The 21,657-nt window shown below is 72.1% G+C and carries 14 protein-coding genes; 7 read left to right on the top strand and 7 right to left on the bottom strand.

The genetic code is table 11. The annotated features are described in order from the left end of the window. The first annotated feature begins 106 nt into the window (after positions 1 to 106). The 4 genes from WMF14_RS35365 to WMF14_RS35350 all read left to right on the top strand — a co-directional run bounded on the left by WMF14_RS35365 (position 107) and on the right by WMF14_RS35350 (position 4,774). On the top strand, positions 107 to 3,064 hold the full coding sequence (locus WMF14_RS35365) for a toxin TcdB middle/C-terminal domain-containing protein (protein ID WP_437793355.1): 2,958 nt from the start codon (positions 107 to 109) through the stop codon (positions 3,062 to 3,064). Further along, positions 2,955 to 3,983, top strand: a complete 1,029-nt coding sequence (locus tag WMF14_RS35360; protein ID WP_437793354.1) for an RHS repeat domain-containing protein — start codon at positions 2,955 to 2,957, stop codon at positions 3,981 to 3,983. The genes WMF14_RS35365 and WMF14_RS35360 overlap by 110 nt, the downstream gene beginning before the upstream one ends. 13 nt (positions 3,984 to 3,996) lie before the next feature. Then, positions 3,997 to 4,287, top strand: coding sequence for a hypothetical protein (locus tag WMF14_RS35355; RefSeq protein WP_437793352.1), 291 nt, complete (start codon positions 3,997 to 3,999; stop codon positions 4,285 to 4,287). 160 nt (positions 4,288 to 4,447) lie between these two features. Beyond that, positions 4,448 to 4,774 carry a hypothetical protein gene (locus WMF14_RS35350; protein WP_437793350.1) on the top strand — a complete coding sequence of 109 codons (327 nt, stop codon included), beginning with the start codon at positions 4,448 to 4,450 and terminating at the stop codon, positions 4,772 to 4,774. 60 nt (positions 4,775 to 4,834) lie between these two features. Here the strand turns inward: WMF14_RS35350 and WMF14_RS35345 are convergent, their stop codons facing one another. From WMF14_RS35345 to WMF14_RS35335, 3 genes are all read right to left on the bottom strand, one after another. Then, positions 4,835 to 5,611 carry a glutaredoxin domain-containing protein gene (locus WMF14_RS35345; RefSeq protein ID WP_437793349.1) on the bottom strand — a complete coding sequence of 259 codons (777 nt, stop codon included), beginning with the start codon at positions 5,609 to 5,611 and terminating at the stop codon, positions 4,835 to 4,837. Continuing rightward, positions 5,608 to 7,704 (bottom strand): ABC-F family ATP-binding cassette domain-containing protein, encoded by a 2,097-nt coding sequence (locus tag WMF14_RS35340; RefSeq protein ID WP_437793347.1) that lies wholly within the window; start codon positions 7,702 to 7,704, stop codon positions 5,608 to 5,610. The genes WMF14_RS35345 and WMF14_RS35340 overlap by 4 nt, the downstream gene beginning before the upstream one ends. A gap of 208 nt (positions 7,705 to 7,912) precedes the next feature. Continuing rightward, positions 7,913 to 8,539 carry a glutathione S-transferase family protein gene (locus WMF14_RS35335; RefSeq protein WP_437793344.1) on the bottom strand — a complete coding sequence of 209 codons (627 nt, stop codon included), beginning with the start codon at positions 8,537 to 8,539 and terminating at the stop codon, positions 7,913 to 7,915. A gap of 495 nt (positions 8,540 to 9,034) precedes the next feature. On the opposite strand from WMF14_RS35335, the gene WMF14_RS35330 reads away from it, so the two are divergent. After that, a complete protein-coding gene (locus WMF14_RS35330; RefSeq protein WP_437793343.1) occupies positions 9,035 to 11,287 on the top strand; it encodes a DUF3160 domain-containing protein in 2,253 nt (750 codons plus the stop codon). Between the two features lie 438 nt (positions 11,288 to 11,725). Here WMF14_RS35330 and WMF14_RS35325 read toward each other — a convergent pair whose 3' ends face one another. The 4 genes from WMF14_RS35325 to WMF14_RS35310 form a co-directional block, all read right to left on the bottom strand. Then, positions 11,726 to 13,990, bottom strand: coding sequence for an ATP-binding protein (locus tag WMF14_RS35325; RefSeq protein ID WP_437793341.1), 2,265 nt, complete (start codon positions 13,988 to 13,990; stop codon positions 11,726 to 11,728). Then, positions 13,987 to 15,873, bottom strand: a complete 1,887-nt coding sequence (locus WMF14_RS35320; RefSeq protein WP_437793340.1) for an ATP-binding protein — start codon at positions 15,871 to 15,873, stop codon at positions 13,987 to 13,989. The genes WMF14_RS35325 and WMF14_RS35320 overlap by 4 nt, the downstream gene beginning before the upstream one ends. Positions 15,874 to 16,077: 204 nt before the next feature. Further along, a complete protein-coding gene (locus WMF14_RS35315; protein WP_272095462.1) occupies positions 16,078 to 17,142 on the bottom strand; it encodes a YihY/virulence factor BrkB family protein in 1,065 nt (354 codons plus the stop codon). A 130-nt stretch (positions 17,143 to 17,272) separates the two neighbouring features. Continuing rightward, positions 17,273 to 17,614, bottom strand: coding sequence for a hypothetical protein (locus WMF14_RS35310; protein ID WP_272095461.1), 342 nt, complete (start codon positions 17,612 to 17,614; stop codon positions 17,273 to 17,275). 125 nt (positions 17,615 to 17,739) lie between these two features. Here WMF14_RS35310 and WMF14_RS35305 point away from each other — a divergent pair, with 125 nt between their 5' ends. Together WMF14_RS35305 and WMF14_RS35300 are read left to right on the top strand one after the other, a co-directional pair. Next, a complete protein-coding gene (locus WMF14_RS35305; protein WP_437793338.1) occupies positions 17,740 to 20,814 on the top strand; it encodes a TIGR03960 family B12-binding radical SAM protein in 3,075 nt (1,024 codons plus the stop codon). Between the two features lie 151 nt (positions 20,815 to 20,965). Further along, positions 20,966 to 21,634 carry a sensor histidine kinase gene (locus WMF14_RS35300; RefSeq protein WP_272095459.1) on the top strand — a complete coding sequence of 223 codons (669 nt, stop codon included), beginning with the start codon at positions 20,966 to 20,968 and terminating at the stop codon, positions 21,632 to 21,634. The last annotated feature ends 23 nt before the right edge of the window (positions 21,635 to 21,657 follow it).

Genomic DNA, 21,657 nt, shown 5'->3' with positions numbered 1-21,657 from the left:
TGTTTCGCGTAGCAGCGGAATCGAAGCCAGAGGCCGGGTCGAACCCTGGATACTGCTTTTCCCCTCCAGCCCTCGAGGCATCAGAAAGGTGAGAGAGCCCGTACCGGTGGCTAGCAACGTGTGTTACTGGCCCAACCTCGGCCATTGCCGCTTCGGCGCGAAGGTGCAGATGGGTGGCAGCATGCGGTTCGATCACGAGGGCCGCTTCGACCCGAAGCGCATCCGCCTCGCCGACGTGGACGGCTCGGGGACGACCGATATCGTCTACCTGCACCCGGACGGCGTGCGCTTCTATGCGAACAACGCCGGCAACACGCTGGCTGCGCCGGTGATCTTGCCGCGGCTGCCCGACGTGAGCGATCTGGCGGCGGTCGAGGTGATCGATCTGCTCGGCTCCGGGACGGGGTGCCTGGTGTGGGCCTCGTCGCTGCCCGGGGCGCGCCCGCGGGGGCGCTACATCGATCTGCTCGGGAGCAAGAAGCCGCACCTCTTGACCTCGATCGCGAACAACCTCGGAAGGACCACGACGGTGACCTATGCTCCGTCGACGAAGTTCTACCTCGCCGACCGGGCGGCCGGCCGGCCGTGGGTGACGAAGCTCCCGTTCGTGATCCATGTCATCGAGCGCGTCGAGGTGTTCGACGCGATCTCGCGGCATCGCTTCGTGACAACGTATGCATACCACCACGGCGACTACGACGGGGTGGAACGGGAGATGCGCGGCTTCGGCATGGTGGAGCAGCGGGACACCGAGTCGTTCTCGGCGTTCAGCGGGGCCGGCTTCGCGCCGCCCGCGGCCAACGCGGATCCCGAGCTGCACCTGCCGCCGGTGCTGACGAAGACGTGGTTCCATACCGGCGCCTGGATCGAGGGAGCGAAGATCTCGGCGCGGTACGAGAGCGAGTATTACGCCGGCGACGCGGAGGCGGTCCGTCTGGCGGACACGCTGCTTCGCGAGGACCTCGGCGCCGTCGAGATGCGCGAGGCGTGCCGGGCGCTCAAGGGGCGGCCCCTCCGCCAGGAGATCTATGCGCTCGACGGGTCGGCGGAGGAGCCGCGTCCGTACGTTGTCACGGAGCACAGCTACGCGATGCGGCGGCTCCAGCCCGCGGTGGGCGACGCGCACGCGGTGTTCTTCGCCCATGCGCGCGAGGCGCTGGAGTACCATTACGAGCGCAGCGAGAGCGATCCGCGCGTGACGCACGCGCTCACGCTGAAGGTCGACGATTACGGCGTGGTCATGCAGGCGGCGCAGATCGGGTATCGCCGGCGGGCGGCGGTGACGGTATTCCCCGAGCAGGAGCAGGGGAAGGCGACGCTGACGGAGAACAAGGTGAAGCACCTGGTCCCGGACGAGGAGGGCGCTTATCGGATCGGGGTCCCGACCGAGACGCGAACCTACGAGCTGCACGGCCTGCCGCTCGGCGCGGAGGGGGTGCTCGGGTTCCAGGCAGTCTTCGACGCGGCGGCCGCGGCGGAGGACGTGCCGACGCTCGCGTACGAGGGGACGCCGAGCGGAGGCTTCCAGAAGCGCCTGTTGCAGCACGCGCGCACGACGTACTGGAGCGACGATCTCACGGGGCCGCTGCCGTTCGGCGAGGTCGGCAGCAGGGCGCTGCCGTATGAGAGCTTTGCCAAGATCCTCACCCCTTCGCTGATCACGTCCGTGTTCGGGACCCGCGTCACAAGCGGCGTGCTCGCGGAGGGGGGGTATCTCCAGCTCCCGGACGATCCGGATTATTGGGTGTCCTCGGGGCGGGCAGTGCCCTCGGCGGCTCACTTCTACTTGCCGACGACGTTCGTCGATCCGTTCGGCAATGCGTCGCAGGTCGCCTACGACCCGTATTGCCTGCTCGTGACGGCGGTGACCGATCCGCTGAGCAATGTCGTGGAGGCCGTCCCCGACTACCGCGTCCTCGCCCCGCGGCAGCTCACGGACGCAAACGGCAACGTGAGCGAGGTGCGCTTCGACGCGCTGGGGAGGGTCACGGCGATGGCGCTGATGGGCAAGCCGGGTGCCGGCGAGGGCGACACGCTCGACGACCCGACGGCGACGTTCGCGTACGATCTGGAGCGATTCGAGTCCACCGGCAAACCGAACATGGTGCACGCCCGCGCCCGCGAGCAGCACGGACCGGGCAACCCGCGCTGGCTGGACACGTACAGCTACTCCGACGGTTCGGGCAACGAGGTGCTGCGCAAGGTGAAGGCAGAGCCGGGGCTCGCGCCCGAGCGCGACGCGAACGGCGCGCTGGTGCACGACGCGCAGGGCAACCTGGTCTTTTCGCATGCGACGTCGCGCTGGGTCGGGACCGGGCGCACGGTGCTGGACAACAAGGGCAATTCGGTCAAGCAGTACGAGCCGTTCTTCAGCGCGACACACGAGTACGAGGACGAAACGGAGCTCGTGGAGTTGGGGGGTCACGCCGGTTCTGCGGTACGATCCGCTCGGCCGGCTCATCCGGACCGATCTGCCGAACGGCACGTTCTCGCGGGTGGTGTTCGATGCGTGGAAGCAGACGTCGCACGATCCGAACGACACGGTGCTGGAAAGCTCATGGCACGCGGCGCGGCAGGCGCTGCCCCAAGGCGACCCGGAGCGCCGTGCGGCGGATCGGGCCGCGGCGCATGCCGGGACGCCGGCGGTGAGCCACCTGGACGCGCTGGGGCGGGTGTTTCGCGCGGTGGCGGACAACGGCGCCGAGGGGGAGTACATCACGCAGAACACGCTGGATATCGAGGGGCAGCCGCTCGTGATCACGGACGCGCGCGACAACGAGGCGATGCGGCATCGCTTTGGGCTGGGCGGGCAACTGCTGTACCAGAACAGCAACGACAGCGGCGAGCGGTGGATGCTGGCGGGCGCGACAGGACAGCGGCTGCGGGCGTGGAACGGGCGAGGGTTCGTCTACCGCTCGTCGTACGATGGGCTGCGCCGGTCGACGCACGAGCAGGTGCAGCTCGGCTCGGGCGGCGAGCGGCTGGCACGGCGCTATGTCCACGGCGAAGCGCACCCGCAGGCGACGGCGCTGAACCTGCGCGGCGGGCCGTACCATGTGTATGATGGCGCGGGAGTTGTGACGAGTCAGGCGTACGACTTCAAGGGCAACGTGCTGGAGGCATCGCGGCGGCTGCGGAGTAACGTGCACGCGGACGCCGACTGGGCGGTGCTGTCGGCGCTGACGGATGTGTCCGCCATCGCGACGGCGGCCGAGCCGCTGCTGGAGACCGAGAGCTTCGGCACGCAGACGGCATACGACGCGCTGAACCGGCGGACGAGCCTGACCGCCCCGGATGGTCTGACGGCCTCGGATGCGAGCGAGATCAAGCCCACGTACAACGAGGCGGGCCTGCTCGAGCGCGTCGAAGCGCGTATCCGCGGGGCGGTGGCGTGGACGACGTTCGTTGACAACATCGACTACGACGCGAAGGGCCGGCGAGAGCGGATCGACTACGGCAACGGCACCTCGACGGCGTACACGTATGACCCGCTGACGTTCCGGCTCTCGCGCCTGAAGACGACGCGGAGCTCGGACAGCGCGGCGCTGCAGAACCTGACGTATGTGTACGACCCGGTCGGGAACATCGTGGAGATCGGGGACAGCGCGCAGCAGACGGTGTTCTTCAACAACGCGGTGGTATCGCCGAGAGCGCAGTACGTGTACGACGCGGTCTACCGGCTGATCGAGGCGATGGGGCGGGAGCTGTCGGTGATCATCGCGTCCCGCGTCCGATCGGTGAAGACACCGCCCATCGTCGAGAGTAACTGGCTAGCAGGTATCGAGCGCGAGGCTGCTGTAGGCATCACGCCCACCGAATTCGCTGCCAGGGCGACAGGCATAAGCCTCGGCGTGTCACGCGTGGCGCTTGGCAAATCGGCATTGAACTTCCGACGACCGTCAGCAAAGCGTCACTCAGCGCGGAGCTGGGGAGACTCACGCCTCTCACTGAGGAACAGATCAAGCAATTCCTTAAGCGTGTGATATTTTAGAGAATATGGGAGAGTTTCAGGTCTACGCCATAAAAACGACCGTCGACGGGGCACATGTGACAGGTCGCCTCATCGTGGGCACGTTCACGCTAGGCAAATCCGTTCATTCTGCCCACCACGCTGACGAGATGGGTGTGAAACACGGGGAGCTGGTCGAGCTTGATCTCTTGATCGATGGAATTGTCATCTACAGTAACGAGATCGACGAAATTCAGGAGGGCCTTACCGCGTTGATACGGCTCCGGGGCCACTGGCCCGGCCAGATCTCACAAGGATGGATTTTGGAGGGCGACTGACCATCTCACACTGCATCCGTCCGCCACGTGAAGATGCCGACGCTGGTGGGGCTGGGAAGCCGCACTGGCCAGACTGCCGTCAATACGGAGATCGCAAACCTGGTGCGAAGTTTCCTGACTGGACGTTCACTGCGGAATTGGGCAAAGAGATGGAGGGACCATGTCGGTTGTTCTGACGACAACTTCACGGCAGGGTGACACCAGGTCGAATCGCCTCGTCCCGGTCGCTGCGCAGGCCACCTTCAAGGAGTTCTGGGTGCCGGCGGCCGAGGCGCTGGGGCTCCAATGGGTCCCGTTGTTCGAGACCGGAATCCCAGTGGAGCGAAGCGACCTGCCGGGCGTCATCCGAGAACTCGCGGCTCTGCGCGCCTTGTGGGTCTCGTCAGAGCCGCATCGCGAAGCGATCCTTGAGCGCCTCGATCGGCTGATCGATGAGCTCAACAAGATCAACAGCGCTGACGATGACGTGGAAATATTTATTGGATAACGTCCAGACACGGCGAGCATGTGCCGAGCCGCATCATCGATGCTTCGGGCCGCCAGCGCCTCAGAGCGTCGTCCCGCCCGCCGCGCGCGCGAGCGCCTGGTCGATGGCCCCCGGGCTGAACCCCACGAGGATCTGCCCCCGCACGTCGATGATCGGGATGCTGCCGCCGCGCTGGTGGCTCTTCGCGAGCTTGTCCTGCATCTCCGCGGCGGCGCCCGCGTCCTCCTCGATGTCCTTCACCACCGCGGCGATCCCCTTCGAGCGCAGGTAGTCCGCGGCCTGGTGGCACGGCTTGCACCACGAGGCGCCGTAGATGATCACCGTGACCCCCGCGAGGTGGCTCGGCGCGCCCGGCGCGCCGGCGCCCGCCGAGCCGCCGGGCCCCGGCGCCGCGGGCGGCGGCGCCGTCTTCGCGAGGTACTCGGCGCGCCGCTTCTCCAGCAGCGACTCCCATTCCCTCCGCGGCATCGTCCGGACCGCATACGTGCCGTCCGGCCGCTTCTGCGTCAGATCCGCGACGTAGAACGCGTCCCGCGTCCCCTCCGTCCGGTCCGAGAGCATGGCGCGCACGAGCGCGCGGCCCTCGGCCGGCACGTCGGCCGGGCGCATCTCGACGTGCGTGTCGCCCTTCTCGTCGATCCACGTCAGCATCAGGTTCGCCGTGTCGTCGCGGAGCTCGAGCGGCGGCAGCTCGGCGACGGCCTGCGCCGGCGTGGTCCCGTCGTCGCGCTTCTCCTTGCACGCCGGGCCGAGCGCCGCCGCGGCGAGCGCGAGCAGCACCCCCGCGACGCGGGCCCCCGCGGCGCGCCCCCCTCGCGGGCCCCCCGCCCGCCTCACGCCTCGCCTCCCAACGTCGCCGCGGCCCCGAGCTCCTCGCTCAGGGCCATCCACTCCGCCATCGCCGCGTCGACGCGCTTCGCGAGCGCCTGCTCCTCGCGCGCCGCCGCCGCGAGCTTCGCCCAGTCGCCGCCCGGGTCCTGCTTGAGCGCCTCGCGCATCTCCGCGAGCCGCGACTCGCCCGCCGCGATCTCCGCCTCCAGCTCCTTGACCCGCTTGCGCTTGCGCTCCGTCGCCCGCGCCGCCGCCTTGTCGCTCTCGAACGCCCGGCGCCGCGCCGCCGCGTCGCCCGCGCCCGCGTCGTCCGGCGGCGGCATCGTCGCGCCGCTCCGCCGCACCGCGCGGCCAGGAGCCTTCGCGCCCCTGTCCGCCGCCTCCGCCCGCGGCTCCTCGCGCGGCGGCGGCGCGCTCGCCGCCTTCCGCGCTCCCCGCGCGCCCTTCGCCCTCTCGCCCTCCTCGCGCGCGCGCTCCGCCTCCTCCGCCTCGGCCGCGAGCTTCTCGAGGTTGTCGCGGTAGTCGCGGAAGCCGCCGGGGTAGATGTCCACGCGCCCCTCGCGCACAGCGACGATGCGCGTCGTCACCGCCTCGAGGAACCTGCGGTCGTGCGAGACGAGCAGCACCGTGCCCTCGAAGCCCGCGAGCGCCTCCTCGAGGATCTCGGCGGCGGGGATGTCGAGGTGGTTCGTCGGCTCGTCGAGGAAGAGCAGGTTGCGCGGCTCGAGGAGCAGCTTGCCGAGCGCGAGCCGGCTCCGCTCGCCGCCGGAGAAGCCCTGCACCTTCCGGAGCGCGTCGTCCCCGTAGAAGCGGAAGCGCGACAGGTACTGGCGTGTCGCGTCGACGTTCATGTCGGCTCGCACGCTGCGGATCTCCTCGACCGCGGTCCTCGACGGGTCGAGCGAGCCGAGGTGCTGGTCGAAGTAGCCCTGGCAGAGGTTCGTCCCGCGCCGCACGTCGCCCGTGTCCTCGGGCGCGCCCGCGCCGGCGAGCAGCTTGAGCAGCGTCGATTTGCCGGTCCCGTTGGGCCCCACGATGCCGACGCGGTCGCCGCGCCGCAGGAGGAGGTCCACCCCGGAGAAGAGCGTGCGCCCGCCGCGCGAGGCGCCCAGCCCGCGCGCGTCGAGCACGATGTCCCCGCTGCGCGGGGCGGGCGCGAACCGGAACCGGACCCTCTCGGCGGTCGCCCACACGTCCTCGGGCCGGTCGATCGTCTCGAGCTTGTCGAGCATCTTGCGCCGGCTCTGCGCCTGCTTCGTCTTCTGGCCGGCGATGTTGCGCCGGATGAAGTCCTCGGTCTTGGCGACGAACGCCTCCTGCCGCTCGGCGAGCTCCCGCTCCCGGGCGAGGTCCTCCTCGCGGGCGAGCGCGTAGTCGCTGTACTTGAGCGGGTAGGCGCGGAAGCTGCGCTGCCCGAGCTCGAACGTGTGCGGGCAGACGGCGTCGAGGAACGCGCGGTCGTGCGAGACGCAGAGCAGCGCGCCGCCGAGGCCCGCGAGGTGCTTCTCGAGCCAGGTGATGGTCTCGATGTCGAGGTGGTTCGTGGGCTCGTCGAGCAGCAGGAGATCGGGCTCGATGGCGAGCACAACGCCGAGCTGCAGGCGCCCGCGCTCGCCGCCGGACAGGCTCGCGACGGGGCGCTCCATGTCGGCGGGCGAGAACCCGAGGTGGGCCGCGATGATCTCCACGCGGCGCTCGAGGTCGTCGCCGCCGGCGATGTGGTAGCGGTCGGTGAGATCGCTGAGGCGGGCGAGGTCGGCCTCGCTGCCGCTGGCGGCCGCGTGCTGCGCCGCGGTGAGGGCGTGGCGCAGCTCGAGCACCTCGGAGAAGCCGGAGAGGAAGGCGTCGAGCACCGTGCCCTCGGCCGCGAGCTCGTGCGACTGCCGGAAGTACGCGAACCGGATCCCCTTGCGGATCACGACCGAGCCCGTGTCGGGGGTGAGCTCGCGGGTGACGAGGCGGAGCAGCGTCGATTTGCCCGCGCCGTTCGGGGCGACGAGCGCGGCGCGCTGGCCTTGCTCCAGGGAGAAGGTGATGCCCTGGAAGAGCCTGTCCGCGCCGTAACCGAAGCTGAGGTCGGCGACCTGGAGGACCGTCATTGCGGCCGAGTTCTAGCATGTGTCGGCCCCGCGCAAGGGGGCTCGGAGCGCGACGCGCCGGGCGCGCGCAAGGGCGCTCGGGGCGCGGGCCCCGACATCGCGCGCCGACATGACGTCGACAGCGCGCGTGACGGTCGGCGCGGGCCGCGCGGGCGGTGAAGAGGCGGCGGCGCCTCGCCCGCTCGGGGCGAGCGAGGCGCCCGCGGGCTCAGTCGTCGACCATGGCGGCCTTCACGGCCGGGCGCTCCATGATACGGCCGAGCCAGCCCTTCAGGTTCTTCAGCTCCGAGGTGTCGATCTTGGTCATCGACAGGCCCCACCCGAGCACGGACGCGAGATCGAGATCCGCCAGGGTACAGCGCTCGCCGGTGACGTACGGGCGGCCGTCGAGCCGGCCGTCGAGGATGCGGAGCAGGCCGCGCACCTCGTTCAGCGCCGCCTCGGCCTGCTTGGCGTCCTGCTGCTCCTTGGGGAACCACTCGCTCGTGTTCTTCATGTAGCGGTACAGGGCGCTCGTGACGTTGACCTGTCCCCAGACGAGCCAGGTCAGGGCCATGAGCTGCTCGGGCGAGCCGGGGGCCGGCCACAGGCCCTTCTGGACGCCGTAGCGCTCGCCGAGGGCGATCTGGATCGCCACCGACTCGAACATCGGCGTGCCGTCGATCACGACGGTCGGCACCTGGCCATTGGGGTTGAGCGCGAGGAACTCCGGCTTCCTCTGGTCTCCGGCGCGCAGATCGACCCGGACGGCCTCGTGGGGGACGCCGAGCTCGGCGAGCGAGATGCGGATGCGACCAGCGCTGGACTGAGGGGCGTAATAGAACGTGATGGTCATGATTGGCCTCCGGCGCCCCTTGTAGTGGATCCGATTCGCCGCCGTCACGCTCATCGTGCGTGGGGCCGCCAAGTTTCCTCGGGGCCCCGTTGAAACAGCGGTGTTCCCATTTTGTCATGGGGAGCAAGAAATCGACAGCAATGGGCGGCTCACGAGAGGCGGTCCCTCAAGCACCGATCGGCGCGAAGAGTGAACAGGAGAGCCGTCAGGACAACACGAGAGCTTCTTCTCGCCGACGGTCGTCATGGTCAATCCACGCGCTCTCCGCGCAAAGCGCAGATCGCGAGCGATCCGACTCGATCCCGGCGCGGCGACATCGCGCCGGTCCTCCTCGGCGGCGTGCCCTCCCGATGGCGTCGTATCCTGCTGCATCGGAGCAGATTTTTCCTGTTCGGACGAGGACGGGAGCGCGCCGCGCGCCCGCGGCACTGTCCTTGCCCGTAGCGGGGTCGCCGCGCCCCGCGCACTGGAGGCGCGCTCTGGAAGGGAAACACGATGCGCAAAATGCTTCTTCACTTTCACGTCGTCCCGATCCTCCTTGCCCTCGCCGGCGGCTGCTCCGGCGAAAGAAACCAGCAGACAGACACCGGCGGTACGCAGAGCGGCGGTACGCAATCGGAGCAGCCCCCGGCGCCGCTCGGGCCCGAGCAGCAGGCGGAGCTCAGCGCGCTGCTCGATGAGCAGGAGTCCTCGGCGAACATGACCGCGGAGGACTTCGCCTCGAGGTACGCCGTCCCCTTCGCCTCGGGCCTGGCTTACGCGCCGGCGGACGCCGAGGGCCTCTCGCTCGTCCAGGGCTCCACGCTCGCCCTCGACCAGGACGAGCTCGCGAAGCTCTCCGCGAACGGCTTCGTCATCTCGGAGAAGAAGGCCTTCCCGACCTTCACTTACGGCTACGCGAGCATCTACGCGCTCGATCTGCCGCTCTACGTGTCCGCCGACTCCATCCTGTACGCGGTCCACCGCTCGTACGACGCGATCCTGAAGGACGTGGAGCTCGCCGCGCTCGCGCCCGAGCTCGGGGCGATGCTCGAGGAGATGCGCGCGCGGCTCGCCGCGGGCGCCGCCGGCGAGCTCGGCGCCGAGGCGCGCGCCGATGCGGACCTCTTCACCGCCGTGGCGCTCTCGCTCCTGAACGACGCGCCCGTCGCGCCCGTCGCTGGCGCGGACGCCGCGAAGATCGACGAGCTCGTCGCGGGCGCCAAGGCCCACCAGGGCGCGGGCAACGTGCGCCTCTTTGGCACAGGCCGGATCATGGACTTTTCACAGTTCGAGCCCCGCGGCCACTACACCGACTCCCCGGAGCTCCAACGCTACTTCCGCAGCATGATGTGGCTCGGCCGCGTCGACTTCCGCTTCCTGGAGACCCAGCAGGACGGCACGCAGATCCTCCAGCGGCGGCAGCTCGAGGGCGCCTACGCGCTGCGCGCCCTCGCCGACCAGAACACCCTCGCCCGGTACACGCGCATCGACGACACGGTCCAGACCTTCGTCGGCGAGAGCGACACCATGACGCTGCCCGAGCTCGACGTCCTGCTCACGGACCTCGGCCTCGCCGATGCCGCCGGCCTCGCCGGGCTCTCGGACGAGCAGATCATCGACGTCGTGGTGAAGAAGGGCCACGGGACGCAGCGGATCTCGAGCCACATCATGATCAACGGCCTCGACAAGGGTACGATGCCCCTCTCGTCGAGCTTCGCGCTGCTCGGCCAGCGGTACGTCGTCGACTCCCACGTCTTCTCGAACGTGGTCTACGATCGGGTGAAGGGCGGCACCGTCAAGCGCATGATGCCGAGCCCGCTCGACGTAGGCTTCGCCGCCCTCGGCAACGATCAGGCGGGACAGCTGCTCGCGCCCGAGCTCGGGCAGTTCCCCTACGCGCCGGACCTGCACATGATGCGCGTGCTCGTCGACGCGCACCCCGGCGACTTCTGGAGCAAGAACCTCTACAACCGCTGGCTCGGCGCGCTGCGGGAGCTGTCGCCGGCGAAGGCGCTCGCCGACACCGCGGGGCTGCCCGCGGTGGCGAAGACCGAGGCGTGGGGCCGGCGCCTCCTGAACACCCAGCTCGCCTCGTGGGCCGAGCTCCGGCACGACACGCTGCTCTACGCCAAGCAGTCGTACACGAGCGGCGCCACGTGCGAGTTCCCTGACGCCTACGTCGACCCGTACCCGGCGTTCTATGCGCGCATCGCCGAGCTGGCGGAGCAAGGCGGGCGCGTCGTCGACGCGCTCGATCTATCGGGCTCGCCGGGGCTGAACCAGCGGGTGCCGGCGTACTTCGCGCGGCTGCAGAGCGTCGCGCGGACGCTCGGCGAGATGGCCGAGAACGAGCGCGCCGGGGTGCCGCTCACGGCGGAGCACCTCGATTTCATCAACCAGGCCGTCCGGATTCAGCACGGCTGCGGCTCGGACGAGGGGGCGGAGGGCTGGTACGCCGGGCTCTTCTACGACGTCTTCCAGACCGTGGCCGAGGACCCGACGATCGCCGACGTGCACACGCAGCCGACCGACGAGGGCGGCGCGCCGGTCGGGCGCGTGCTTCACGTGGGCACCGGCCGGCCGCGGCTCATGGTCGTCACCGCCGATCCGTGCGGCGCGCCGCGCGCCTTCGTGGGGCTCGCCTCCTCGTACTTCGAGAAGATCACCGGAGACTTCCAGCGCATGACCGACGAGGAGTGGGCCGGCGAGATCCGGGAGACGACGCCGGACGACGTCGCCTGGATGCAGGACCTCGTCTCCCGCTGACCTCGCGTTCAGGGCTCGCGCCCGCAGGATCGAGCCCTGAAGTCTGTGCCGTGCTGTGCCGGCCAACGCGCCCGTGTGTCTGTGGGATCACGGTTTGGTGATGGAGCCGCCAGGACGCCATCCGTTGCCAAGAGTTCTTGGCGCCCTTGGCAGTTCAAAAGACCCCACCTTCGGCCAAAGTACCCCACTGCCTCCGGACAGCCTCCGGTTTGAGCTTCAGCTCTGGCGGGCGGCTCCGGACAGCCTCCGGTCTGAGCTTCAGCTCTGGCGGGCGGCTCCGGACAGCCTCCGGCTTGAGCTTCGGCTCTGGCCGGCGGCTCCGGACAGCCTCCGGTTTGAGCTTCAGCTCTGGCCGGCGGCTCCGGACACCTCCGCGTCGAGCTGAACGCAGCCGCCATGGTGGCCTCGCGCGCCGCTCCCGGCGGCGCCGGGCGCGCCTCACGCGGCAGCGGCCGCCGCGAGGAACGCCCGCGAGAGCTCCGACGGCGCCGGCAGCGCCGCGCTCGCGAGCCCCCGGCGCGCCACCGCGAGCCAGCGCATCGGGTCGGCGACCGCGCCGCTCGCGATCGCCGCGAGCAGGCGGCGGCGCATCCAGTCCTTGCGGCGGTAGAAGCTCGTGCCGTGCTCGGCCGTCGGGCGCGGGACGTAGCTCGCCAGCGAGACGTGCGTCTTCTCGTGGAGCAGGAGATCCGCCAGCGCCGTGAAGGCGACCGCGTCGTCGCGCAGGAGCACCGCGGTGAGCAGCGCCCGCACCCGCGCCGACGCGAGGTTCACGCTGATCCCGCTCCCGTCGGTGTGCGCCATCTCGTCGGGGCCGTAGAGGTCCTGGTGCACCCAGATCGGCGACGCCGGCAGGTCCGTGGACTCGGAGATCGCCGCGTCGAGCCGCTCGATGATCGTCATCACCGCGGCCACGGCGCGGACGCCGGGCACGTCGATCGCGGTCTTGAGGAGCGCCTCGCGCGAGGTGCGGGGCATCGGGCACGGGGCGGCGCTCGGCGCCCGCGGAGGCGCCCCGGCGGCGGCCTGGAGGGGCTGCGACGCCGCGCCCTCGCTCGCGAGGCGCCGCCAGAACGCCTGCGCGAGCGGCTCGTCGAGCGCGAGGTACACGAGCTCCCCGGGCCGCACGCCGGGCGCCTCCCGCCCCACGGCGAGCTCCGGCCCCGGACCGGAGGCGCCGAGCGGCCCGCGGGCGGTGCTGCGGACCTGGCTCGACGACAGCGACGGCGCGGCCTCTAGCGGGCGGAGCGCGCCGGTCCGGTGCGCCTGGAGCAGCTCGCGCAGCGTCAGCGGCGCGCTCCGGTAGTGGACCTGGCCGGGCGGGGACAGCGCCGCCCCCGAGGGCCGCTGGCCGGCGTCGACCACGATCGACCGGAAGAGGGGCGCGTCGAGCAGACCGCTCGCGAAGCGGATGACGTGCTCGGGCGCCGCCACCGTGGGGGTGCGCGCGACCGGATCGAGCTCGTCCACCGCCTGCGCGGACGCGATCGTGATGCTCTCGCCGAGCAGCGCCGCGTGGAGGAGCCGGTCGAGGACCGAGGAGAGGCGGTGATCGACCGCGCGCAGGAGCTCGCGGTCGTACAGGGCGTCGCGCAGGACGAACCGCTCGAAGGCAGCGATGAGCGCCGCCTCGACCGCCGTGGACGCGGTGGCCGCGACCGCGGAGCGGCCCTTGTTGAGCGGCACGCCGAGCGGCAGCTCCGCGACCAGGCCGAAGCCCGCCGCCGTGATCGCCCGCGCGAGCTCGCGGTGAAGCCCGAGCTCGGGGCCGGGGAAGGGATCGATCCGCGTCGCCACCGTGAGCCCCTTCTGGGTGATCGTGAGCTGCGGCTCGATGCCGTCGCCCCGGCCCACGAGCAGCTCGACCGCCCCGCAGAGCTCGCCCGACGGCGGGAGCCGGAGCGGCACCTCCGCGGCGCGGCGGAGGCGCCCGCGCGCCGTGTTGACGAGCGCGCCGTCCACGTAGATCCGCGCGACGGCCGCGTCGACCAGCCCCACCGCCGCGGCGACCTCCGCGGCGAGCGCGGGCCGCGAGATCGGCTGCGCGAGCGACAGCCTCACCGAGGTGCCCGTCGTCGGGCGGCGCGGCGGCTCGGAGGCGCGCGGCGACGCGGGGACGCCCGCGCGGCCGCCGTCCGCGTACGGCGCGGGCGAGGGGCGGGGCAAGGACAGGAGCGTCCACGAGAAGTCCTCGTAGGGCGGCCCCCCGCCGAGCGGCGCGACGAGCAGCCGGTGCCCGCCCGAGGGCGTCGCCGTGACCACCTCGATCCACGGCGCGATCTCGAGCACGGAGAAGAAGCCTATCCCGTGCTCGCCGATCGCGTCGGGCTCGCCCGCCTTGCCGCTCCGGAAGGGCACGAGCAGGTCGGCGAGGAGCTCGGTCCGGCTCATGCCGCGGCCTTGATCGGTGACCGAGATCTCGCGCCCGTCCTCGGACGAGCGGACGTCGATGCGGGCGCCCGGCGGCGACGCGTCGAGCGCGTTCTGGAGCAGCTCGCGGAGCGGGCCGATGCGCGACGACGCCTGCGCGTAGATGGTGCGCGAGAGGATGCGCTGCGCGAGGTCGGGCACCGTGGCCTCGCCGCGGCAGGCGGCGACGAGCGCGAGGCGCTCCGCGCTGCTCGCCTGCAGGTAGGCCTCGGCGCGCCCGTGGATCCGCACGAGCAAGAGCTCCGAGAAAAGCCCGTACGAGATCTGGGTCATGGCTCGCCTCCAGACGTCCTTTCGCCGGGCCGGGGCGCCGCGAAGGCCGTCCCGTCCACGGGTTCGCCGACGATGAGATCGCGCTCGAGATCGGCCTCGCGCACCCCGGAGGCCCGGTCGAAGGCGGCCCGCAGCGCGTACCAGTCGCTCCAGCCCGAGGGGCGCCGCACCGGCGCGCTGTCGTCGCGGATGAGCAGGAGCCGGCGCGTGCCGAGGCACGGCAGCGGCCCGGCCGGCCGCCGCCCCGGCGCGTCGGGGAGCGGCGGCGCGCCCGGCGCCCGGCGCGCCGCCGCGCCCGCGCCGCGATCCGGCTGGAGCCGGCTCCGGCAGAGGGCGACCATCGTCGTGTGCGGGCTCGTCGCCCGCGCGACGAGCAGCGGCAGCCCCCCGAGGTCGCCGCGGCGCCGCGCCAGGGCCGAGAGCGTCTCCGGCGCGTCGATCTCGAGCTCGTCCTCGAGCAGCTCGCGCTCGCCGGGCAGGTGAGGCTGCCACTCGCGCTCCGCCCAGAAGCTCTCCGGCACGAACAGCCGCTCGGCCACGCTCGGCCCGAGGAACCCGAGCAGCGCCTCGCGCCGCTCGGGGGTCACCATGCAGCGCCCGGGGCCGAGCAGGGCGCGCGCGAGATCGAGGGCGACCTCGTCCCAGCCCGCGGACTGCAGCATGAGCGCGCTGATCTGGGCGGCCATCTCGGCGAGCCTGTCGCGCGTGCGACGGCCCTCGCCGCTCGCCGCGGCGAGCTCGATGAGGCGCCGGTAGAACGCCGTCGCGACCGCGGTGAACTCGGGCCCGACCTTGAGCGCGTCCCGCCCCTCGGTGAGCTCCACGGCGGCCGGGAAATCGATGAGCGCGAGCTCGGCGAGGGCGAGGCAGGCGTCGACCTTGACCCCGGCATGGAAGGTGGCCGCCGAGATGCTCGGGAGCAGCCCTCGCCCGCCGACGTGGAACCGCGCGAGGAGCGCCTCGTCGCGCTCCGCCTCGAGGTGGGGCCGCGACTCCAGCGCGGCCGCGCCGGGGGGCTGCGGCGCGACAGCGACCCGCTCCTGGATGAGCTGCCCGCCGCAGATCAGCCGGCCGTCGTTCACGGCCGCGCCGTCGAGCAGCACGAGGGCGCGGCTCGCGGGGAAGAAGTGGAGCGCGTCGCGCAGGTAAGCGCGGACCGTGGCGGTCTCGAGGAGCGCCGAGGTGACGCGCACGCGCGTCCCGAGCAGCGGCGCGATCCGGCGCACCGAGCACATCAGGGCGGCGGTGAGCTCGGGCGACGCGCGGCCGCGGGCTTGCCCGAGCTCCTCCGAGGCGGCCGCAGGCGCGCTGCTCGCGTCGCCCGCGCTGGGCCAGGCCACGACGCGGATCGCCCAGCCCTCGACGCCGTCGCCGGTGGTGAGGTGCAGGCTGAAGCTCTCCGGATCCGAGAGCCCCAGCCCGAGCACGGAAAAGAACCCGACCCCGAACCGGCCGAGATCGATCCCTGGCCGCTTGTCCGTCGCGAACGGGATGAGCAGCCGTGAGAGGATTGCCCGGAGCCCCATGCCGGCGCCGGCGTCGCTGACCTCGACGCGCCCGTCGGTGACGGCGACGTCGACGACGGGCTGCGGCGCGCGGGCCGCGTCGGCCGCGTTGAGCACGAGCTCGATGAGCGGCCGGAGCGGATGCCCGAACTGGCGGCAGATCTCCTCGTCGAGGATCTTGAGCAGGTACGCGCGGTCGATGGGCGGCTCCGCGAGGTCGCGCTGCCCTGCGCACAGCGCCTCGAGCGCGGGGCGGTGCAGGCCGACGGCGACGAGCTCGTGCAGCGCCCCCAGAAAGTACAGCCCGGCGTCGCCCGGCAAAGGCGCGGCGCGTCGGTCGCCGCCCCCGTCACCCCCCGCTCCGTAGTGCGCGTGCACGCTCGACTGCTCCCCCTCACGCCCGCCCTCGACATGCCCCTGCGCGAGTTGCGCGCACCCACCGTGCGAATGCGCGCCGAGTGAGCGCCGAGTGGCGGACGAGCGAAGGCGCTTTCACCGCCCGTGCCGAGCCGAACCGTCGCGCGTCGACCGTCCGTCCTTCAGCGCGCGGCCGCCGGGGGCGTCGGCCTTCGCCGCTTCGGCCTACCCAGCGGCTTGGTGCTCGCGCGGCGAGCTCGGTGCGCCGCGCGCTTCGTCCTCGTCCGCGCCGCCCGCGCCCTGGGCGTCGCCGAGCCGCGCCGCGGCCCCGCGGGGGAGCGCTGCGCCCTGGGGGAGGGTGGTGCTCAGGGGCAGCGGCGTGACGCTCTGGGGCGGCGGCGTGACGCCCTGGGGCAGGTCGGAGAACTCGGGCAGGTCGGAGAGCGCGAGCGCGCTCCACTTGCCGGGGGGTGGGATCGACGTCACGCCGGCGCGCTCTCGCTCCAGGCGCGCGTTCAGCTCGCCCCCGATGAGCAGCGCCAGCGCCAGGAGCCACAGCCAGAACAGGAAGATCGCGACGGTCGCGAGGCTCCCGTAGAACGTGGCGTAGCGGCCGAGCGTGGCCACGTAGAGCGAGAAGAGGGTCGACACGGCGGACCAGAGCACCACCGTGAGCACCGCGCCCGGGAAGATCCGGCGTCGCTCGATGTTCGGGCGCTGGATCGAGATCCTGAAGAAGGCGGCGACCATGCAGATGACGAGGCCCCCGGGGAGGGCGAAGGCGACGATGCGGGCGCCGATCGATCCGGAGAGCGTGCCGATCAGCACGCCGACGCCTGCGACCACGGGCACCACGGCCAGGCTGGCCATCACGCACGCCGCCGCGATCGCCCTGCGCACGTACCAGGGGCGCTCGCGCGTGTTGTAGATCGTGTCGAACACGCCCATGGCGGTCGAGAGCCCGGAGGACGTGATCCAGAGGAAGCCGGTGATGCTGATCGGCGCGACCGCCGACGACTGCGAGAGCCGGATGAGCTCCTCCGAGACGAGCTTCGCGACGTCCGGGGGCGCCGCCTGCAGGATGGGCCGCACCACCACATCCGACCACTGGTGGATCCGGCTGAGCACATAGCCGGCGAAGGCGGCGAGCGGGATCAGGCTGAGGAACGCGTCGAAGGCCATCGCGCTCGCGGCCCGCGGCCCGTTGTGGCGATCCAGGCTGATGATGACGCTCCACACCGCCTTCGCCGCGCGGTGGCGCGCGATGTGTTGCCGGATCGGAGCAGGCACGGGCGCAGCGTCGCTCTCCCTCGTGCGGGGCGCAATACCATCCGCCCCGCCGCCGCGCGCGGCCGATCTCGGGACGGCGGCGATGTCCGCGCAGCGGCGCTCGGGCGCTCCAACGCTACGGCGCGCGCGCCTAGGCGTCGGTGTTCCTGTCGGCGGCGAGGAGGCTCTGTACGGCGTAAGGCACCGACTCGACGCCCGCGAGCTCGGCGAGGGCGTACGCGATGTGCTCGCGGCTCGCGTGCGGCGGGATGCCGACGATCGCCCACGAGCCGCCCTCGCCGCGATGCAAGTTGCTCCCGCGCTCGACGCGCATCGCGGCGAGCGCGGGGTAGACGGCCACCGTCATCCGCTTCGGCCGGAGGCGGTCCAGCGTGCGCATGGCAAAGGCGATCCGGTCGAACTCGCTGGGGTCCCGGTACTCGACGTGCCGCGCCCGGTCGAGCTCCACATGATGGGCATCACGCTCGCGCACGTCGTGAGCATAGCCCAAGGAGACCGCCGCGCCGCTCCGGCCTGCGGCCCCGGACGGCGGCTCGAGCCGGCTCGAGCGAGCCGCGGGTGCCGGCGCCGGCCGGCCATGCTACGCGCCGAAGCGCCATGGACAGCCTCCCCCTGCTCGCCGACCACCCGTACGCCTCCTTCCTCGATCAGGTCGAGAAGCCCGCGCGCTACGCGGGCGGCGAGGTCGGCTCGGTCGTGAAGGACTGGGCGTCGGTCGAGGCGCGCGTCTGCCTGGCATTCCCGGATGTCTACGACATCGGGATGAGCCACCTCGGCTTCAAGATCCTCTACAAGCTCCTGAACGACGACCCGCGCACGCTGGCCGAGCGCTGTTATACGCCCTGGATCGACATGGAGGCCCAGCTCGTGAAGCGCGGGCTGCCGCTCGTGTCCCTCGAGTCCGCGCGCCCGCTCAGGGACTTCGACGTCGTGGGCTTCTCCCTCCAGTTCGAGCTCACGTACTCCAACATCCTCACGATGCTGCACCTCGGCGGCATCCCGCTGCGCGCGGCGGACCGCGGCGAGGACGACCCGATCGTGATCGCGGGCGGCCCGACGGCGACCCACCCCGAGCCGATCGCCCCCTTCCTCGACGCCATCGTCATCGGCGACGGCGAGGAGAAGGCGACCGAGGTCGCCCTCACGTGGGCGCGGCTCAAGCGCGAGGGCGTGCCGCGGCGCGAGCGGCTCGTCGCGATCGCGCGCCTCGGCGCCGTCTACGTGCCCTCGCTCTACGCGACCCGGCTCGATCCCGACACCGGCTTCGAGGTCGTGGACCGCCCGCTCGCCTCCGGGATCCCTTTCCCGATCGAGCGCGCCCTCGTCGATCTGAACCAGTACCCGTTCCCCGACGAGAGCCCCACCGGCGGGCCCGAGGCCATCTTCGACCGCATGTCGATCGAGATCGCCCGCGGCTGCACCGAGGGGTGCCGCTTCTGCCAGGCCGGCATGATCTACCGACCCGTCCGCGAGCGCGATCCCGAGCAGATCGTCGACACCGTGATGCGCGCGGTGCAGAGGTCCGGCCAGGACGAGGTCTCGCTCACGGCGCTGTCGACCGCCGACGTCTCGTGCATCTCGCCGCTCATCAAGAAGGTCACCGAGCGCCTCACCGCGGAGCGCATCTCGCTCGGCGTCTCGTCGCTGCGCGCCTACGGGCTCGAGCCCGACCTGCTCGACGAGCTCAAGCGCGTGCGCGCGACAGGCCTCACCTTCGCGCCGGAGGCGGGGACCCAGCGGATGCGCGACGTCGTGAACAAGAACGTCACGGAGGAGCAGCTCCTCGAGACGGCCGAGCGCGTGTTCAGCCGGGGCTGGGGCAAGATGAAGCTCTACTTCATGATCGGCCTGCCGACCGAGACCGACGAGGACGTGCGCGGCATCGTCGAGACGGGCGCCCGCGCGGCCGGCGCCGGGCGGAGGGCGGCGGGCAAGGGCAAGCCGGTCGACGTGACGGTCAGCGTCTCGACCCACGTGCCGAAGCCCCACACGCCCTTCCAGTGGGCGGCGATGGACCCGCTCGGCGAGGTCGGGCGCAAGCAGCAGCTGCTCAAGGACACGGTGCGGCCGTATCGCGCCGTCACGCTGAAGACCCACGAGGCTCACGCCAGCGTCCTCGAGGGCATCTTCGCCCGCGGCGACCGCCCCCTCGCCGACGTCCTTGAGCGGGCCTGGCGGCACGGCGCCCGCTTCGATTCGTGGGAGGACCAGCTCGATCTCGCCGTGTGGGAGGAGGCGTTCACGCACGTCGGCGTCGACCGCGCGAAGTACCTCGGAACCCTCCCCGTGACGGCGCGCCTGCCCTGGGATCACATCGACGTCGGCCTCGAGGAGGGCTTCCTCGCGAAGGAGTACAGGAAGGCGCTCCAGAGCCGCCTGAGCCCGCCGTGCGGCAAGGTCGCCGGCGCGTTCGTCCACCACACGAACCTCGACGACGCCAAGGCCGACACGCGGCGGCTCGTCTGTTACGACTGCGGCGTCGCCTGCGACATGACGCAGATGCGCGAGGAGCGGCTCACCTTCCTCGATCGGCTCGGCGCCCACCGGCGCTCGCTGCCGGTGCTCACCGACGCAGGCGCCGCGCCGCCCGCGGCCGCCGCGGGTCCCTCTGGCGAGCCGGCGAGCGGAGGCGGAGCGGAGCGGGCGAGCGGAGGCGGAGCGGAGCGGGCGAGCGGAGGCGGAGCGGAGCGGGCGAGCGATGGCGGAGCGGAGCGGGTCAGCGCGCCCGCTGCGGAGCCGGCGAGCGGCGACGAGAGGGAGCCCTCGCGCGCCGCAGGGGAGGCGCCCCACCGCGCGCGGCGGAACGCGCCGGCGCCGAAGGGGCGCGGCGGCTTCCGCTACCGCTTCCGCTTCGAGAAGGCCGGGCCGATGGCGCTGCTCGGCCACCTCGACGTCGTGCGCGAGCTGCCCCGCGTGCTCCGGCGCGTCGGCGCGCCGATGACCTACACCGCGGGCTTCCACCCGAAGCCCGACATGACCTTCTCGCCGGCGCTCTCGCTCGGCGTGATCAGCCTCGACGAGTACGTCGACCTCCGCCTCGAGCGCGACCTCGATCCCGCCGCGCTCGACGCGCTCGTCGCCGCGATGTCGGCCGCGAGCCCGCGCGGGCTGGTGTTCCGCGGCGCCGTCAAGCTCGGCCCGGAGGACCCGTCCCTGAGCAAGCTGATCGCCGGCGCGCGCTACGCGCTCGCCTTCGCGCGCTCCGCGATCGGCGGCGACGCGGAGGCGCTCCTCGCGGCCCGCTGCAGCGCCGCCCTCTCGGCCGCGTCGCTCCCGATCCGCCGGGAGATCGAGCGGCTCGCCAAGATGGTCGACGTGCGCCAGTACCTCGTGCGGGCCGAGGTCGGCGGGCCCGAGGTCCACTCGGCGCTCGCGCGCGCCGGGCTCGTCGGCGACCTCGTCGCCCTCGAGGTCGAGGTCGACATCCGCGGCTCGGGTGCGGTGAAGTCGTCCGAGGTCGCGGCGGTGATCGCGGGAGAGCCGGGAGAGGCGCCGGGCGCGATCACGCCGCCGCCGCACCGCGCCGTGCGGCTTCAGCTGTTCGGCCGCGCCTCGCCGGCGGGCTCCGCAGCGGGCGAGCGCTTCTCGCTCTTCGATCTCGAGCGGGCGCGCCGCGTCAAGTCGGCTCCGGAGCAAACACCCGCCCTCCCGGTCGCCGCGGACGCCGAGTGAGCCAGCCCGGGACGGTCGCGTCGTAAAGATCCTCCCGGCGGCGGCGGCGGCGGCGTACGGGGCGCGAAGCGCGAAGCGTGGAGCGCGCGCGGGCGATCGCTCGTGGATCGGCTACGCTGGGCTTTGCTTTATGGCGAAGGAGGGTCACGAGATGGCGTGCTGCGCCGCGCGCCTGGCCGCGGCGGGGGCGGTCGGCGCGAGCGTCGCGCACGAGCTGCGCAACGCCCTCGCGGTCGCGGAGTCGTCGCTCTACCTGGCGCAGCGCGATCTCGACGATCGGCCTTGCCTGCTGCGCCACCTCGATCGGGTGACGTGCGAGATCCGCAAGGCGCACGAGGTCATCGGCAGCGTCCTCGGGCTGGCGCGCGGCGAGCCGCTGCGGCGCGAGCCGGCGCACCTCGGCCGGCTCATCGAGAGCGCGCGGCACGCGCTGGTGTTGCGCACGGCGGTCCGGTTCGAGGTCGCCGTCGCGCCGGCCGACCTCACGCTCCTGTGCGACCCGATCCTTCTCGAGCGCGTCTTCTCGAACCTCTACCTCAACGCGATCGAGGCGTTCGACGAGGGGGCCGGCGGCGTGATCGTCACGCGGGCGTGGAGGGGCGATGAGCGCACGCACCTCGAGGTCGAGGACAACGGCCCCGGCGTTCATCCGTGCGTGGCCGACCACCTCTTCGATCCGCTCGTGACCGCCAAGGTGAAGGGGACCGGCCTCGGCCTCGCGCTGAGCCGGGTCATCGTCGAGGCGCACGGCGGCGAGATCGCCGCGACGGCGGGCCGGTGCGGGGGCGCTGCGTTCCGCATGTGGTTGCCGAACGCGTGACGGCCGCGGAGCGTGGCGAGCGT

Source organism: Sorangium sp. So ce693 (assembly GCF_051521375.1).
GTDB classification, from domain to species: Bacteria; Myxococcota_A; Polyangia; order Polyangiales; family Polyangiaceae; genus Sorangium; species Sorangium atrum.
Note: the sequence above shows the minus strand (reverse complement) of the source record. Positions and strands in the feature narration are given on the sequence as shown.